Origin of the sequence: Nostoc sp. 'Peltigera membranacea cyanobiont' 232 (genome assembly GCF_002245985.1) — a bacterium.
Classification (GTDB): domain Bacteria; phylum Cyanobacteriota; class Cyanobacteriia; order Cyanobacteriales; family Nostocaceae; genus Nostoc.
Genome location: NZ_NOLK01000042.1, coordinates 1 through 17,309 on the forward strand (window position 1 = coordinate 1; position 17,309 = coordinate 17,309).

At 39.3% G+C, this 17,309-nt stretch carries 14 protein-coding genes; 9 read left to right on the forward strand and 5 right to left on the reverse strand.

Annotated features, from left to right (window positions below; all coding sequences use genetic code 11):
- Positions 1–42: 42 nt before the first annotated feature.
- Together CDG79_RS16075 and CDG79_RS16080 are read right to left on the reverse strand one after the other, a co-directional pair.
- Positions 43–1,242 (reverse strand): ABC exporter membrane fusion protein, encoded by a 1,200-nt coding sequence (locus CDG79_RS16075; protein ID WP_189525020.1) that lies wholly within the window; start codon positions 1,240–1,242, stop codon positions 43–45.
- Between the two features lie 798 nt (positions 1,243–2,040).
- On the reverse strand, positions 2,041–3,282 hold the full coding sequence (locus CDG79_RS16080; RefSeq protein ID WP_223278172.1) for a pentapeptide repeat-containing protein: 1,242 nt from the start codon (positions 3,280–3,282) through the stop codon (positions 2,041–2,043).
- Between the two features lie 303 nt (positions 3,283–3,585).
- On the opposite strand from CDG79_RS16080, the gene CDG79_RS42425 reads away from it, so the two are divergent.
- Positions 3,586–3,729, forward strand: coding sequence for a hypothetical protein (locus CDG79_RS42425; protein WP_189525021.1), 144 nt, complete (start codon positions 3,586–3,588; stop codon positions 3,727–3,729).
- Positions 3,730–3,744: 15 nt separating this feature from the next.
- On the opposite strand, the gene CDG79_RS16085 is transcribed toward CDG79_RS42425, so the two are convergent.
- Positions 3,745–5,220: a pentapeptide repeat-containing protein gene (locus CDG79_RS16085; protein WP_094343008.1), complete on the reverse strand. Its 1,476-nt coding sequence runs from the start codon at positions 5,218–5,220 to the stop codon at positions 3,745–3,747.
- Between the two features lie 216 nt (positions 5,221–5,436).
- Positions 5,437–6,180: a pentapeptide repeat-containing protein gene (locus tag CDG79_RS16090; RefSeq protein ID WP_094343009.1), complete on the reverse strand. Its 744-nt coding sequence runs from the start codon at positions 6,178–6,180 to the stop codon at positions 5,437–5,439.
- Between CDG79_RS16090 and CDG79_RS16095 the strand changes: the two genes are divergently transcribed.
- Complete coding sequence (locus CDG79_RS16095) at positions 6,151–7,365, forward strand: FAD-dependent oxidoreductase (protein WP_094343010.1); 1,215 nt, start codon at positions 6,151–6,153, stop codon at positions 7,363–7,365. The two genes, CDG79_RS16090 and CDG79_RS16095, sit on opposite strands and share 30 nt — an antisense overlap.
- A 281-nt stretch (positions 7,366–7,646) precedes the next feature.
- Here the strand turns inward: CDG79_RS16095 and CDG79_RS16100 are convergent, their stop codons facing one another.
- Positions 7,647–9,362, reverse strand: coding sequence for a tetratricopeptide repeat protein (locus tag CDG79_RS16100; protein ID WP_094343011.1), 1,716 nt, complete (start codon positions 9,360–9,362; stop codon positions 7,647–7,649).
- 272 nt (positions 9,363–9,634) lie between these two features.
- Between CDG79_RS16100 and CDG79_RS16105 the strand changes: the two genes are divergently transcribed.
- The 7 genes from CDG79_RS16105 to crtW all read left to right on the forward strand — a co-directional run bounded on the left by CDG79_RS16105 (position 9,635) and on the right by crtW (position 17,120).
- Entirely contained in the window at positions 9,635–11,431 is a 1,797-nt protein-coding gene (locus CDG79_RS16105) for a hypothetical protein (RefSeq protein WP_094343012.1), read from the forward strand.
- A gap of 29 nt (positions 11,432–11,460) precedes the next feature.
- The gene (locus tag CDG79_RS16110) at positions 11,461–12,366 is read left to right on the forward strand and encodes a hypothetical protein (RefSeq protein WP_094343013.1); all 906 of its coding nucleotides are present in this window, start codon (positions 11,461–11,463) and stop codon (positions 12,364–12,366) included.
- 322 nt (positions 12,367–12,688) lie between these two features.
- Positions 12,689–12,943: a SemiSWEET transporter gene (locus CDG79_RS16115; RefSeq protein WP_094343014.1), complete on the forward strand. Its 255-nt coding sequence runs from the start codon at positions 12,689–12,691 to the stop codon at positions 12,941–12,943.
- A gap of 161 nt (positions 12,944–13,104) precedes the next feature.
- Complete coding sequence (locus CDG79_RS16120; RefSeq protein WP_094343015.1) at positions 13,105–14,760, forward strand: B12-binding domain-containing radical SAM protein; 1,656 nt, start codon at positions 13,105–13,107, stop codon at positions 14,758–14,760.
- A gap of 125 nt (positions 14,761–14,885) precedes the next feature.
- On the forward strand, positions 14,886–15,074 hold the full coding sequence (locus CDG79_RS16125) for a CPXCG motif-containing cysteine-rich protein (protein ID WP_012411100.1): 189 nt from the start codon (positions 14,886–14,888) through the stop codon (positions 15,072–15,074).
- 19 nt (positions 15,075–15,093) lie between these two features.
- On the forward strand, positions 15,094–15,543 hold the full coding sequence (locus CDG79_RS16130) for an SRPBCC family protein (protein WP_094343016.1): 450 nt from the start codon (positions 15,094–15,096) through the stop codon (positions 15,541–15,543).
- An 815-nt stretch (positions 15,544–16,358) separates the two neighbouring features.
- A complete protein-coding gene (gene crtW, locus CDG79_RS16135; RefSeq protein ID WP_094343017.1) occupies positions 16,359–17,120 on the forward strand; it encodes a beta-carotene ketolase CrtW in 762 nt (253 codons plus the stop codon).
- Positions 17,121–17,309 lie beyond the last annotated feature (189 nt).

A 17,309-nucleotide genomic window follows, 5' to 3' on the forward strand; every position in this document is an offset into this window, starting at 1 on the left:
GGGGATTGGAAAACTTTTTCCTAGTCCCTAATCCCTGATTTTTCACAATTCAATTACTGCCTTAACTTGCATATTGGTTAAGGTGGCAGCTTTTCGGCTGGAGGTTTCATCTAGCCGGATATGGACTTCTACTACTCTGTTGTCGATATTGCTGACGGGATCTGTGTTAATGACATTCTGCCGTCGCACTTGCAAGCCTTTGCGATCTACGATTCCCTGCAATTCAATTGGGAGGTAATCACCGAGTATTCGCACTTGCTGGCCGGACTGCACTTTGCCGATATCGCTTTCGTAGACTTCGGCTATGACATACATCTGATTGGTTTGTCCGATATCAGCAATGCCATCATTTGAGACTAATTCGCCAGGATGGGTATGGATTTCAAATACCTGTCCATTTTGGGGCGATCGCACCTGGGCCTGTTTGAGATTGACTTTTGCCAGATTCATGGCTGCTACGGCACGATTGATTTCTGCTTGGGCAGCTTCTACATCCACTCCTCGCACCTCAGCAATTTCCTCAAGGGTTGCCGTAGCTTCTTTTACCTGTTGCTGGCTAGTTGATTGGGTACGATTTAATTGTGCTTGCGCTTCTTGCAGGCTTTTTTGGGCGGTTTCTAAGTTTAAACGCTTACTATCCCGTTGAGAAGCAGAGATTGCACCCTGTTGATATAGTTGCTGATAACGCTCGTCTTCTGCTTGGGCGTTACGCAGTTGGGCTTGGAATCGCTCAATTGTTGCTGCTTGAGCATTAATATTACCTTGACGTTCTGCTTCTGTGCGAGCAATCGCAGCTTTTTGGGCAGCAATTTCACCGCGTTTAGCACCTGCTTGGGTACGGTTTAGGTTTGCCTGGGCTACTTTCACTTGTTCCTGCGCCTCTTGAAATTCTGCTTGCAAGCGATCGCGGCTATTCAAAATCGCAATTACCTGTCCTGCTTTTACCCTATCCCCCTCCTTTACTAACAACTCTTCTACCCGACTTCCTTCCGCAGACACCGCAGCAGAGAGTTTAATTACCTTTCCCTGTGGTTCAATCCGTCCTAAAGCTGTTACCGTTTTTAACTGTGGCAATTGTGTTGCTGGCGCTTGTGTCTCTGAATTTACATAATTTTGCCAGCGCTTTACTATATAAAAACTTATTCCGCCAACAAATAAAGATGCAATTATACCTATAGCAACGGATGGACGCAGAATATATTTAGGGAACGTTCTGTACCCTAGCTTTGAGTTTCGCACCATAGATTACCTCTTAACTAGTGGCGCAGAAAAAACTGAATAGATTAAGTTTTTACTATTAATTATTTCTTGTTTTTTTACTAATCTTTACTTCCTTGGTTAATTAGTTAGTTATTGTTCATTTATTGATTCTGAGTTCAAAAAAAAAGGAAATCATTGAGAATTTAGCCGTATAGGATAAAAACAGGCTAATCTCAGTATTAATAAACTTATGCTACTGATAAATTAGTTTGGTTTTTTCAAAGTACTTAGATATAGTAAACGGTTTCAAAATAACCGATTGTAACAGCGCCAACAATCAGAGATAAATTCAGTCAAAAGTCTTTTGTTATGAAAAACAAATAAGTTTAAATTACTAAAAAATATCTTTAGGTTTAATAGTTTTCTCATTTTTAATGATATATAGGAATCAGGTTTGATTTCTGAAAATATCCGTAGGATGTGTTAGCACGGAGAGTACGGCATCAAACCCTTAATAATAGTGCGTTACGAACTCCGTTCTAACACACTCTACAATACCTAATTTCGTTCAAAAATCAAATAGTAATCCTATATTTCATTCCTAATACTTAGATTTTTTAATCAATCAAATCGGATTCCTATAGCTTAAGTCTACTTGAGTGGACTTGAGCTATTAGCCGAACTTCAGTTCTGGACAGGATGTCGGTAAGTGTAACAGTTAAAAAAGCAATTCTAAACCACATCGACACAAACAAAACCCGCCTGCGCGGGTTAAAAAACTTAATTTTCTCTTAGTAGTTCTCGTTTGTATAGCCATGAATTCTATTCGCTAGGGCTTCTTTACTGCCACTGTTGTGGTATGTTCAAATTTTCCGGTAAGATTGTTGTGCGATCGCCAATTGCCTCTTCAATCTGCTGTAATTCTAGGTTTTCACATCCGCTCAAGTTTGCCCTAGAGAGGTTGGCTTCTTGGAAGTTCGCATCTTGCAGATTCGCTGTACTGAGTAACACACCTTCTAAGTTGGCTCCAGCAAGTTTTGCTCTTTGCAGGTTACTACCAATCAGGTTTGCATCTTGGAGGTTGCTACCCTCAAAATTTATTTCAAAGAGGTTAGCATCACAAAGAATTGCCCCTTCTAGATTGGCATCACAGAGGATTGCCCCTTCTAAATTGGCATCACAAAGGATTGCCCCTTCTAAATTGGCATCATAAAGAATTGCCTTTGAGAGGTTTGCTTTTCTGAGGACTACTCCTTGCAAATTGGCTTCTGGAAGGATTGCCTTTGAGAGGTTTGCTTCATAGAAGATTGAACCACAAAGATCGGTTACTGATAAGTCGGCTTCCGAGAGATTTGCTCGTGTCAAATTGACCCATTGTAAGTTAGCTCCTACGAGGATTGCCCTAGAGAGGTTAGCTTCCGTTAAGTCTGCATTACGGAGGTCTGTATTGCGTAAATCCAGTTTTTGATTTACCGGATCTTTATATGCATCGCGTCGTCCAATGACAGTTAAGGCTGTTTGAATATCTGTAGGAAGTTTTGATGACTCCTCTGAATCGTTCTCATATTCATGATTCACCGGAGAATTCTCGCGGATAAAAGCAGCGAGAATTTCCATAATTGTCCAATGGTCTTTCTGAGAATCTTTAGCAATTTGTTCTAAAGCATAAATGGCGGCAAATCGCGTTTCAATCTTTTCATTTCCCAGTTGTTCAATCGCTTTACAAAAACGTTCTGGAACAATCTCTTCTGGAGTTGGTTGTGTGTTATTGATGCCAGTTACGATATTCTTATCCCAAGCTAGCGTCCCAGCAAGGAGTTGCGTTAACAGACTCTGATTCTCATCTAGGGAAAGTTTGGAAGTGTAGTAAGCATTAGTAATTAATGCCAGCCCTCCAATAATTATGGCAAGAGTTGTTAATGCTTGATTAATATATTCTATTTTTTCCTGATTTGAAAATCCTTCAATACTTTCAAATAATGAGAGAATAAGAGTTGCTGAGAAAATAAATATAATTGAGATAAATACCAAAAAAGTCGTGATTCCATTTGTCTTTATAAAAGATATGTCATAAGTCTTCATATCTGGCTCCTTACGGAAATAAATTTAGGTTGATTTTAAGAGTATCTATAAATATCTGATAGCGTACAAATACGGAAGTACTTGACAAGTACTTAAATCTACTTAATGGAAATCATCTATGAAATCCATCACAACTGATTTTTCAAACATCCTCTGAACTACGGAGGTTAGCGGTAGAGGCATAATGCTGTTATGCGTGAAACGAAGCTATTCTACGCAATTGAAATGTCCATATTAATTGGAAAGAATATGTTACTTTAGCCAACTTTGTATTTAAAAAAACTCACGTTTGAGGTTCAGAGGGTGAAATTTAAGCTTGCCAGTGTTTGGGTGGTTGAAGATTTTCCGGTAAGATTGTTGTGCGATCGCCTTTTGCCAATTCAATCTAGACTTTTGGTAAAAACTATAGCATTAAGTGAAAACGGTAGAATACGCCCAAATAACTAATGATGCGGTGATAACTCAACCTGATTGTGGCCAATCTGTCGGTGCTTCTATATAATCAGGTAGGCGAGTAGTGCGATCGCCAAGTGCTTTTCTAATCTGGTGCAACTCTAAGTTTTTAGCCCCTGTTAAAATTGTCCCTTCTAGTTTGACATCGCTAAGGTCAGCTTCTAAAAAGTTAGCTCCCATCAGGTTAGCCTGTGTCAGGTTCGCTTGATAAAAAGTCGCCCTATGCAGGTTAGCTCCAATCAGGTTTGCCTGATGCAGGTCAGCTTCGGTTAAACTGGCTTCTGAGAGATTGGCAAAATAAACTTCTGTTTGGTGGAGTTTGGCTGCATTCAAATTAGCCCCAGAAAGGTTGGCTCCATTTAGGTTAGCCCCCGAAAGGTTAGCACCAATCAAACCCGTTAGATTTAGATTGGCTTTACCCAGTTTTGCACCTTGCAAGTTAGCTAAAAACAGCTTTGCTCCAGAGAGGTTGGCGACTTTTAAAGTTGCTTGTTGCAAGTTAGCTTTATAAAGGTTTGCTCCTTGGAGATTCGCTACACGCAGACTTGCTCCAGAAAGGTTGGCTGAACGCAGGTTAGCCCCAGAGAGATTAGCGCGGTTGAGATTAGCCCAACACAGATTAGCTCCACAGAGACTAGCTTTTAAGAATTTGGTTTCATAGAGAATAGACCTAATGAGTTTAGCGCCATTGAGATCAGCCTCACTCAAGTCGGCTCCCCGCAAGTCAGCCCCACTCAGGTCAGAACCACGTAAATCGGCTTGTTGCAGATTCACTCCTAGCAAGTCTGCTCGTCTGATGTCGATATGACGTAAATCAAGTTTCTGGTCTTTCGGGTCTTCGAGTAAATTCCGCCTACCGATGACAGTTAAGGCTGCTTGAATATCGGTGCGGATTATTGGCAATTCTTCATGGAGGTTTTGCTCCAACTGCTGTGTCGGACGCGACCCACCTCTACGCTTACCTGAGTAAGCATCTGGTGAATATTCCGGCTTTTGTTGCTCTACCCTCACCGCCTGGATAGGTGCATTTTCGCGCACAAAGGCAGTGAGGATTTCCATGATTGTCCAGTGTTCTTTAGGAAAATCCTGAGCAACCCTTTCTAATGCATAAATTGCACCTGTTCGGGTTTCAATTTTATCATGGCCAAGTTGGGCAATTGCCCCCATAAAGCGTTCTGAAGTCAATCTGTCTTGATTCAGTTTGGCATTCTGAAGGCTAATTTCGAGGTTTTTCTCAGCTCCGATCGCATTTTTATGCATCGCTTGGGCCCGCTTTGCTGAATAATAGGTATTAAACATTGCTGCCGATGCCAGGAAAACTATTGCAGTAGTTGTTAACGCTTGGTTTCTATACTGAATTTTTTCCTGAATTGACAATTCTTTAATACTAGACAAAGCAAAGAAAATTACAGTCAGTGAGAAACCAAAGAAAACTGTTATAGTTATGAACCAATTCAACAGAGTGTCTGTCTTTTTAGAAGACATGGTAAAAATTTTCCTTACAACTTAGAATTATTACTTAGATGTTTGGAAAAAATAGTATACCATTTAACAGAAAATTATAATAGGTGTCCGAATACCTCTTTAACTAAGTAATAATATCGAATATACTTCGGAATTAAGGCAAAAATTTAACAATTATTGAAAAGCTTGCACTGGCAGCTTTCTTCTTTTTAACTTTCGCCTTGCAAAAATAGTGTTTTACTCAGATAATTTAGCTTCTCTCAAGTTTGCCCCATCAAGTATGGCATCATTGAGAATTGCCCCATGTAAATCAGCTAGATATAAGCTTGCATAATGCAGGTTAGCTAAATATAAATTAGCTCTTTTTAGGTTAGCTGCACTAAGGATTGCCCCTTCTAGATTAGCTAAATATAAGTTAGCACCTTCTAAGTTAGCTGCACTGAGAATTGCTCCTGCAAGATTAGCTTCTGTGAGGTTCGCCCCAGCAAGATTAGCTTGATAGAGGTTTGTCTGTTGTAGATTCGCTCTATTCAGATTTACTCCTCTCATGTCCGTGTGACTCAAATCAAGCTGTTCATTTTCTGGGTCTTTATTTACATCTCTTCTAGCGATAACAGTCAAGGCTGCTTGAATATCTGCACGAACTTTTACTGACAGGTTGTTTATTGCTTCTTCTTGAGATACATGAATAGTATTTTTTCGGACAAAATTAGTAAGAATGTTCATAATTATCCAGTGATACTGTGGATGATTTTGGGCAATTTGCTCTAAATCATTAATTACAGCTAGACTGGTTTCAATTGTGTTATTTTCTAGTTGTTCAATTGCTATTCTTAAACGTTCTTTTAGGGACTTATGCTGATTCGGGTTAAATTTTTCTAGAAAAGTATGTATCCCTAGACTTATTTTTGATAAATGACTCTTATAAATTGATGAAATATTTTTTACAGAATGAAAATAATTAATAATTACTGTCAACATACGATAGTTAAAGACTTAGTGCTAATTGGTGGCGGACACAGCCATGCAATTGCCCTGAAAATGTTTGGAATTAAGCCGTTACCCGGAGTGCGTTTGACGTTGATTACTGCAAATCAAAAGACAGCCTACTCTGGAATGTTACCAGGATACATTGCTGGATTTTACACCCATGATGAATGTCATATTGATTTGAAACCATTGGCTAAGTTTGCTCAAGCAAATTTGTATATTGACAGAGTAGTTGCCTTAGACTTGGAAAACAACAAAGTTCTCTGTGCTAACGGACTGGTGGTAGATTTTGATGTGCTGTCTATTGATATTGGCAGCACTCCGGCCAGAATGTCTGTATCAGGTGCGGCAGAATATGCGATCGCAGCTAAACCAGTATCGCAGCTATTGGAACATTGGGATGAACTAATTGCAGCTGTAGGTAAAAATCCTCAAGAACTGATTAGGATTGCGATCGCAGGTGGTGGTGCTGGCGGTGTAGAATTGGCGTTGGCGATGCAATCTCATTTACATCAGATTCAACAACCAATTCCCAATCTGGAAATGCATTTATTTCATCGTCAGATGGAACTGATGCCCAATTACCATCAATCAGTACGGCATCAAATTCAGCAAATTCTCACCGAGCGAGGTATTGAGCTACATCTTGGAGAAAGTGTGTGTAATATCGCACTTATAAACCACAAGCAAACTAGAGAAATATTTGAGATTAAGTGCGAATCTGGGTTGACAGTAGAGTGTAATAAAATTTTTTGGGTGACACAAGCTTCAGCACCCGAATGGTTAAAAATTGCGGGACTAGGAACTGATGAACAAGGTTTTATTCTGGTAGAGGACACATTACAATCTCAAACGCATCCGCAGGTATTTGCATCTGGTGACATTGCCACAATGATAAATCATCCGCGTCCAAAAGCTGGAGTGTTTGCTGTTAGACAAGGTAAACCTTTATTTGAGAATTTGCAGCGAATTTTATTAGGTAAGTCGCTCAAACCTTATAAACCACAGAAACAATATTTAAGTTTAATTGGTACAGGAGACAAACGAGCGATCTTAACCAAAGGCATCTTTACTTTACCACCTCATAAACTCTTGTGGCATTACAAAGATTGCATTGACCGCTGCTTCATGGAACGCTTTCATTTTGAAAAAACGAGTGATATTATGTCCGCTTAATCACTTATTAACCCCGGAGAACCCCACCCCGCCAAAGCTGTGCTTTGTCTTCCCTCCCCGCAGACTAAGGTGTACACACAAGTCGAATTACCCCCCTTAATCCCCCCTTATAAAGGGGGGAAACAAGAATCTAGTTTGCTCCCCTTTATAAGGAGAAACAAGAATCTAGTTCCCTCCCCTTTATAAGGGGAGGGTTAGGGTGGGGTAAAACCTTGGTTAATCAGCATTTCAGACTTGTGTGTACACCGTAGCCCCTGTCTTCGGGAGGGGGTGGGGTTCTTTTATCGAATCTGTTCAATTAGCTCAGTAATTTGTTGATAATACTGAACATTTCCCTCTTGGTAATACAAGTCTGCGGATTTCTGGAAGTCCGCAATTGCTCTTTGAGAATCACCCAGATTTTGGTAGACATCTGCTCGAAGGATGTAAGCTGAGGCCCAATGAGGCTGAAGTTGTAAAGCTTGATTTAAGTCTGTAAGCGCTCCTTGTAAATCTCTCAATAGAGAACGGCTACGACCCCGATTGTACCAGTCTTCAGCAAAACTGGAGTCGATCGCGATCGCTCGACTATAATCTTCTATTGCCCTTTGATAATCTTCTAGGGCATAGCGAGCATTAGCGCGATCGCTGTAAAATGCAGCAGATTGGGGATTTATTTGCAAAGCTTGGGTGTAATCTGCGATCGCACTTTCGTATTCTTCTAAAGCATAATGGGTTGAACCTCGGTTGTAATATGCTTCAATTAAATCAGGATTAATTTCCAATGCTTGATTATAATCTGCGATCGCTCCTTGTTCATCCCCCAAAAGCCGACGAGCATTTCCTCTATTACAATACGCTTGCGAAAATTCAGGAACCAACTCTATTGCTTGGGTGTTATCGTCAATTGAACCCTGTAAATCTTGCAAGGCTTCACGGGCAATCCCTCGACCATAATAAGCTGCGGCTAAGTTATCATTAATTTGTAATGCCCGATCGTAATCTTTAATTGCTCCTTTATGATCTCCTAAAGAACGACGAGCCGCCGCGCGATCGCAATATCCTTCAGCTAAACTAGGATTGAGTTGTAATAAGCGATTGCTATCTTCTATTGCGCTTTGATAATCTCCCAGTCGGCGCAGAGCATTGGCCCGAAAGCCATATACTAAAGCTAGAGTCGGATTTTCTTGTAAGGCTCGGTCATAATCTGCGATCGCACCCTTATAGTCTTCAAGAGTACTACGAACAAGACCCCGCTCACAATAGGCTTGTACATCATCAGGATTGAACTTTAGCGCTTGGTTAAAATCCTCAATTGCTCGGTGATATTCTTTGAGATGAGCAAGAACCAAACCTCGATTGTAATATGCTCCGGCAAACCTGGGGTTGATTTCTAAAGCGCGGTTGTAATCTGCGATCGCACTTTGATAATCTGCTAAAGAGTAGTGGGCATTACCTCGATTATGATAAGCCTCCGCCAACTTCGGATCTAATTGTAATGCTCGGTCATGATCTGCGATCGCTTCGTGAAAATTTCCTAAGATGTGGTGAATATTACCCCGATTGCTGTATGCTGCGGCAAAATTGGGATGCCATTGTAAAGCTTGTTGAAAATCTGCGATGGCTCCTTGACGATCGCCCTTTTCAAAACAAGCGACACCCCGATTATGATAAGCATTGGCAATATCAATATTGATATTATCAGCTAACTGCGTACTATTTTCTATTGTTTGGATATAATCAGCGATCGCTTTGTCATATTTTTCTAAGGCAAAGTAAGCATTACCCCGGCTGTGGTAAGATTGGGCGAGATTGGGATCGATTTGCAATGCTTGATTATGATCTGCGATCGCTCCTTGATAATCGCCTAAAAAGTAACGAGCATTACCTCGGTGAGAGTAGGCTATGGCAAAATTGGGGTTAATTTCTATAGCGTGGTTGAAAGAAGCGATCGCTTTTTGATAATCCCCTTGTAAACTGTGGTTTAATCCTTGGTTTAATAATTCTTCAGCATTCATGTAATTTTCCTGGATTTCGACATTCCCTAGCTTAAAGGCAACGGGATTATTAACGATATGTTTTGACAATCGTTCCAGCTTATTGTGCCTCTTGCTAAGATTTTAATTCCTGATTTTCTGTGAGATTATATCAGTGCGACGATTTTAAGGCGACTTAAACAGCAGCAAGCACCGCAAATAACAACGGTGGGTGTATGACTCGCCGTTTTTTACTGAGGTTGCTATAGTAGCAGATAACACATTCGCTAAGTGCGATCGCATCTGCTATCAATATGGACAAAGAGTCTCAAAATCGGCTTAAACACTTCGCGGCATTAAAATCTAAATATCAAGCCGCTAATTATGAAGATTCATCACCCTCTAGCCTTTTTTATCTCATCCTGCGAAAAGTTGACCTAGAAATTGAACTCAGCGAATTAGAATTCAATTGGTTGCAAGAACATGAGCTTTTTGAAACCATTGAAATTATATGGCTACAACAATTTAGAATGGGAGAATCCAAAAGATTAGAAGCTGAGTTTTCTCATCTGAAAGCTAAGTATAAAGTTGCTAAAAAGTGGGAATCATCATTAAGCAGTGTTTTGTATCCGATACTTTGGAAACTTGAATCAGGAAATAGCTTGACTGATTCAGAAGTCAAATTATTGCAAGACAATAATCTGGTTCAAACAGTTGCTATTGTTCAGGATATCAAATGTTTTACTGCTCTAAAGGAGAAGTTTCAAGCCACTAAGTATCAAGATTCATGTCCTGATAGTCGATTGTATAAAATACTAAACAAACTAGATATAGAAGCAAGTTTAAGTGAATCTGAATATGAGTGGTTGCTAAATCATGAACTTTTTGAAACCATAGAAATATTTGAACAACAAGAGTCTACAAAACAAGCTGAATTTACCGAACTCAAGTCTAAGTACCAAGCAAGTAAATACCCAGATATATCTCTAGCTAGTAAACTATATCAAATACTGCAAAAACTTGATGCAAATAAAAAACTCAATTATGAAGAAATTTACTGGTTAGAACAGCAAAGACTGACAGAAACAATTGCTATAGCAAACGAACTCGAACAGAAACGAGAATTTGCTGCATTGAAGACAAAGTACAAAGCAAATCAATATGAAGACTCATCACCTGCTAGTTATCTATATCTGCTTCTTAAACGACTTGATACAGAGAAGCAGCTAAGTGAGGATGATATTAAATTTTTAATAAAATATCAACTGACTGAAACAATTGAAATTGTTGATGATAAATATGCTTATAGCCTGAAGATAAAAATAGAATCAGTAGGAATATTAAGTGATTCAGAACTTGAATGGCTGAACAAGAAAGGACATCAAGATATCATTATTTTAGCTCAACAAAAGCACTTTACTATTCTCAAGACTAAATATGGATTGATATTGACAAATCCTACTCTATCAATAGACCCTTTTTACAAAATCATGGTAAAACTGGAGAAAAAAGAACGTCTAGATATTCTATTAGTTGCTCAACTAATAGAACAAAAATTATTGTCTCGTGACGGAAAGATTGCAGTTGCACATTACAGACTAGAAGCAGAATTTTATGAGCAAGAAATTAAGCGCACTGGGCATAAATGGGATATACCTACTGCTAGTAGTTATTGGCGTAAAGCGAATGAACCTGAACAGGCATTAAAAATTACTAACTTAGATTTAGGAAAAATCAGAGAAGGTAATCTAAAGTCAGCTATTTTAGTAACAAGAGGTGCAGCATTCAGAGATATGGATAACTTAGCTGATGCTGAAAGTTGTGCCAGAAAAGCTATTAATTATCAGCCTAATAGTTATCAGCCGTATACTTTAATGGGAGCAATTTCTTATGACCGTGGCGATTATGCTGAAGGTGATTATTGGTTTGAACAAGCCATACAACGAGGGGCTAAAACTGAAGATATAGATGATGAACTCAAACGAGTATTCCGAAGTACAAAAGACGAGAATAAACGACATGAAGCAGCAGAATATTTACTGAAAAAAGATTCACAACGATATGCTTGGGCTAAGTCTTATCTGAAAAAATCGTCAGACAACGGTAAATAAACTGGTTTGCATCACCAAACTATCAACACATGACCAGATTTATTCACGACCAATTCGCCAAAGACTATCTTGAACAATTACTCACTCCTTACGGCGAAGTCCAAGCACCTAGACGAGTCGCAGGAGAAGTTAGAGAAATTGACGTTTATTTTATCCCCAAACCACAACCAAGTAAAATACCAGAAACCCTCGGATTATTAGGTCAACTTGTCACTACGCCTTGTCTACTTGAGCCATTTCGTAACGCAGCTTCAGCTACAGAAATTTGCGATTGTCTCTTAAAATTATTAGAGGTACGTGGCGATTTCCAGCGACAAGCAAATCGAAATAAAACACGCATTCTAGAATCTGATTTACCAAAATTATGGATTCTTACCCCGACAGCATCAGCGCAACTCTTATCAGGATTTGGTGCTAATCCAAAAGTTGACTACCTGCCTGGAATCTACTTTATGCCAGAATATTTACGCACCGCAATAGTAGCAATTCATCAGTTGCCTTCCATATCAGAAACCTTATGGCTGAGAATCATCGGTAGAGGGAACGTTCAAAAGCAAGCAATTGACGAACTAGAAGCACTGACTCCAGATAATCCTTTCCGAAAAGCAGCGTTAGAATTGCTGTACAACTTGCAGCAAAACTTACAAGTCACTCAAAATCAAGATGAGGAAGATAGGGAATTACTTATGCGATTAGCACCACTTTACCAACAAGATCGAGAACAGGCGATGCAAGAAGGTGAACAACGAGGACTTGAAACAGGAATTCAGCAGGGAGAACGTTTGGTGGTGGAAAACTTGCTCAAATTTCGTTTTGGTGAAATAGATAATGAGCTTCAAGCAATTATTGAACCCTTATTGACGTTACCACCAGAAGAGTTTACGCCTTTACTATTGCAGTTATCCCGTGAAGAATTAATTAATCGATTTCACTAGCGTCAATCATATATTTTTTCATGATTAGGCTAAGGTTTAAAGAAGAAGGGAAAAGATTTAAAAATTTTCCCTTTTTCTTTTTTCCACTTTCTACGTTACGCCACAATGTAAAACCGAAGACATTAATCCAGTATTATGAATTATACTGACGCAAAACTACATCATTAGGGACAATTCATGTAGACGCAAAGCGGCTTCCTACAGAGGATTGCCCCTAACTGAAAATCATTGTTGTGATTATTGTTTACGTAAGTTTTAATGAAAATGAATGAGTCTCTAAAATTTTTAACCAATAGAAACTTTATCTTATAGGTTTACATAAATGGATTTTCTGACAATTCTAGGATTAGCGGCTGCCACAACAACCACAATTTCTTTTTTGCCACAGATGTTTAAAACATGGCAAACAAAATCAGCAAAAGATGTTTCTTCGGTTACACTAATTACATTCATAATTGGTGTTTTTTTATGGTTAATCTACGGAATCTATCTACAAGCCTTGCCAATTATTCTTGCTAATAGTGTGACATTGTTTTTTAACTTGATAATTCTATGGCTTAAAATTAAATATAGATAACCCTGCTCATAACTAAAACCTCTGACACAATAAAAAGGATATATTCTGTGAATAATAGGAAGAAAATCAATTGCAATCTGCCTGTATATAGCCTGAGTCAGCCTGAGTCTAACTGTATTAATTACGAATTACGAATTACGAATTACGAATTACGAATTATCATGACCTCATCTGTATTTGAATCTGAACGCCTCCTATTCACCCCCACCACCCCAGACACCAACGCTATTCCCATAATCTTTGCCTTTCCCAATGAATATAGCGTAGGTATCACTAGCCTTGGCTATCAGGTAGTTTGGGCAACTTTGGCAATGCGTGATGATGTGCAGGTGAGTCGCCTGTTTACAGATACTCACGAACAACTCCCCAGAACACCAGAAATTGTGGGATTTTCAATTTCCTGGGAACTGGATTATGTGAATATTTTAAATTTACTGGAATCTTTAGAAATTCCCATTCAAGCAACTTCTCGTGATGATTCTCATCCGATAATTTTTGGTGGTGGCCCCGTTCTCACAGCTAACCCCGAACCTTTTGCAGATTTTTTTGATGTAATTTTACTAGGGGATGGCGAAAACCTACTAGGAAGTTTTATTGAGGCGTACAAAGAAGTCAGAAATGCTTCTAGACAAACTCAACTAAAAAGACTTGCACAAGTCCCAGGAATTTATATTCCTAGTTTGTATGAAGTCGAATATCACACAAGAGATGGTGCGGTAAAATCTATTAAACCAATTTCTGCCGAAATTCCCGCAGTGGTGCAAAAACAGACTTATCGGGGAAACACTCTATCGGCTTCGACTGTAGTCACCGAAAAAGCCGCTTGGGAAAATATTTACATGGTGGAAGTGGTGAGAAGCTGTCCAGAAATGTGCCGCTTTTGTTTGGCGAGTTATCTCACACTGCCTTTTAGAACAGCGAGTCTGGAAGATTCTTTAATTCCCGCGATCGCAAAAGGTTTAGAAGTCACAAATCGGCTAGGATTATTAGGGGCTTCTGTAACTCAGCATCCAGAGTTTGAAGATTTGCTAGATTATATAAGTCAGCCAAAGTACGATGATGTCCGTCTCAGTATTGCCTCAGTGCGAACAAATACCGTAACAGTCCAGCTAGCAGAAACTTTGACCAAACGAGACACGCGATCGCTTACCATTGCAGTAGAGAGTGGTTCTGAGAAAATCCGGCAAATCGTCAACAAAAAGCTGCATAACGACGAAATTATCCAAGCAGCGATAAATGCCAAAGCTGGCGGATTAAAAAGCTTGAAACTCTACGGAATGGCAGGAATTCCCGGTGAAGAAGCAGAGGATTTAGACCAAACTGTGGCAATGATGCGTAATATCAAAAAAGCTGCACCGGGATTACGCCTAACATTTGGATGCAGCACCTTTGTCCCCAAAGCACACACACCATTTCAATGGTTTGGGGTGAATCGTCAAGCAGAAAAGCGGTTACAGTTTTTGCAAAAACAGCTAAAACCGCAGGGAATAGAGTTTCGCCCAGAAAGCTATAATTGGTCGATTATACAAGCTTTATTGTCGAGAGGCGATCGCAGACTCTCCCAACTTCTGCAACTAACTCGTGACTTTGGCGACTCCTTGGGTAGCTACAAACGTGCTTTCAAACAACTCAAAGGACAAATCCCCGATTTAGATTTTTACGTCCACGCCGAATGGTCAACAGAGCAAATATTACCCTGGAGCCACTTGCAAGGGCCTCTGCCACAGTCTACACTACTAAAGCATTTGGCTGATGCTAAGAGTTATATCAATCCATCTCCAAAAGAACTACAGCCAGTATTGGGGGCTAGGGACTAGGGACTGGGGACTGGGGAATAGAAACTAGGAATTAAAAGTTAATACCCAATACCCAATACCCAATACCCAGTACCCAGTACCCAGTACCCAGTACCCAATACCCAATACCCAGTACCCATGAATTGATGCAAAACACAGCTGAGTATTACTGCGCCTATTGCGGCGAACCGAACTTAACTTTTATTGATTTGAGTGCTGGAGGACAGCAATCTTATGTAGAAGATTGCCAAGTTTGCTGTAACCCAAATATTTTGTATGTGCGGGTTGATGAAGATACCCTAGATATCGAGATTGATACAGAATCCGAAAGTTGAATTTTAGGTTTTTCTTTCCATGCTGCACTTTAAACATTCCTCAGTCATTAATGCCTCACCAGAAGTAGTTTGGAAATTTCATGAAAGGCCAGATATTTTACAACTGCTGAATCCACCTTGGCAGCCAGTCCAAGTGGTTCGTCGTGAAGGAGGGCTAAACGTAGGCGCTATCACAGAATTTCGTCTGTTTCTCGGGCCATTACCATTAACTTGGTTAGCGCGTCATACTGAATGCGACAAATATCGCCTGTTTACCGACGAACAGATATCTGGCCCCTTTGAGTCTTGGGTACATCGACATGAATTTGAATCGGAAGCTGGCAAAACTAAGCTGACTGATGCTATTTCCTTCTCTATGCCTGGTGGAGGGACAGTTGAATTTGTCAGTGGTTGGTTAGTGCAAGCGCAATTAGAAGCAATGTTTCGTTATCGCCATTATGTGACTAAACGAGAATGTGAGTCACGATAGCAAAATTTACTGAAAAATACAGTTATCTCAAAATTACAAAGACAAAAAAAGCCTAGACGTTTATAGGATTTACGCAAAACCACATACTGTAGGGGCAATTCATGAATCGCCCCTACCTGAAAATAAGGGTTTTGACCATTGTTTGCGTAAGTCCTAGTTGATTCTCTCCAAATCTGTACAAATATAAAAGGCTGCTTTTTCTAACGATAAAATGTCTTTAGTCCGAACTTTGGAACATGGTAAGTTTCAGTACTTACTCACCTTACTGCTTCAAAAGCTACAGTAAAAGCAGGAAATTACATTAAGTAATTTCCTGCTTTTACCGCTAACTATTATATAAACGTTTATTTATTTTTAAGGCTTATCTGTTTAGAAATCACCAAATATAGGAATCATATTTGATTTTTGAAAAAATATAAGTATTTGTAGGGTGTGTTAGACGGAACGTCGTAACGCACCCAGGGTAAGCTGATGGTGCGTTACGCTACGCTAACGCACCCTACGTGATATTTCAAAAATCAAAAACTAGTCCTATAGAAACACTGTTTTCTGTAAACACTAAAATTATCAGCGTTGTTATTTATACTTTTTGCCTCTCAACCGAAAACAGTTTTGGGTATAGCGGCTGTATGTGTAATAATAGTTAAAGTATCTTAATGTTTGTACATATTATTAGAGTATTGGCACTGTCCAATCCAAAACACTGACCACTAATAGAGTTTTCTGGATGGTGGTTAGTGCTTTTTGTCGTGGCTATTTTTTAACGAACCAGAGATTTTAGGAATTTTCACCTGAATACTAGGCGGAGTAAAAGCGTGATTCAATTAGAACAACCACCCAATCATCAAACAAAACTGACCACCGTAGGGAAAAATAAGTCTCAGTTTAAGGCACTGTTCATTGCGATTATCATTGTTACTGCATGGGTCATTAGCCTGAGTTTATTACTTTCCCTTGACATCTCCAAGTTAACATTTTGGATGCTATTGCCTAGCATCCTTTGGCAAACATTTTTATATACAGGATTATTTATTACATCTCATGATGCTATGCATGGGGTAGTGTTTCCCCAAAACGCCAAGATTAATCATTTGATTGGGACATTAACCTTATCTTTTTATGGTCTTTTACCATACAAAAAATTATTAAAAAAACATTGGATACACCACCACAATCCAGCAAGCCAAATAGACCCAGATTTTCATAATGGGAAACACAAAAATTTCTTCGCGTGGTATTTTTATTTTATGAAGGGTTACTGGAGTTGGGGACAAATCATTGCCTTGACTATTATCTATCACTTTAATAATCACGTACTCCATATACCCACTGCTAATTTAACGTATTTTTGGGTGATTCCCTCACTTTTAAGTTCATTCCAATTATTTTATTTTGGGACTTTCCTACCCCATAGTGAACCCATAGGAGGTTATATTCAGCCTCATCGTTCCCAAACGATTAACCGTCCAATTTGGTGGTCATTTATCACGTGTTATCATTTTGGCTACCATGAGGAACATCACGAACATCCCCATATTCCTTGGTGGCAGTTACCAGAAATTTATAAAAGCAAATAGTTCTTATTTATCTAAATATCATGGCAAGAAATAAGAGTCACACGGTAATCTTTAGCATTACTAAAACATTTGTGAAAATTTTCTGTTGACTCTTCTCTATGTGTCGCGCCAGTTGCTACAAGTCGGGGAACTGCAAGGGCGCACTGGCTTCTCTGTGCCTCTGTGGTTCATTAACAAAGTAATTTTCAC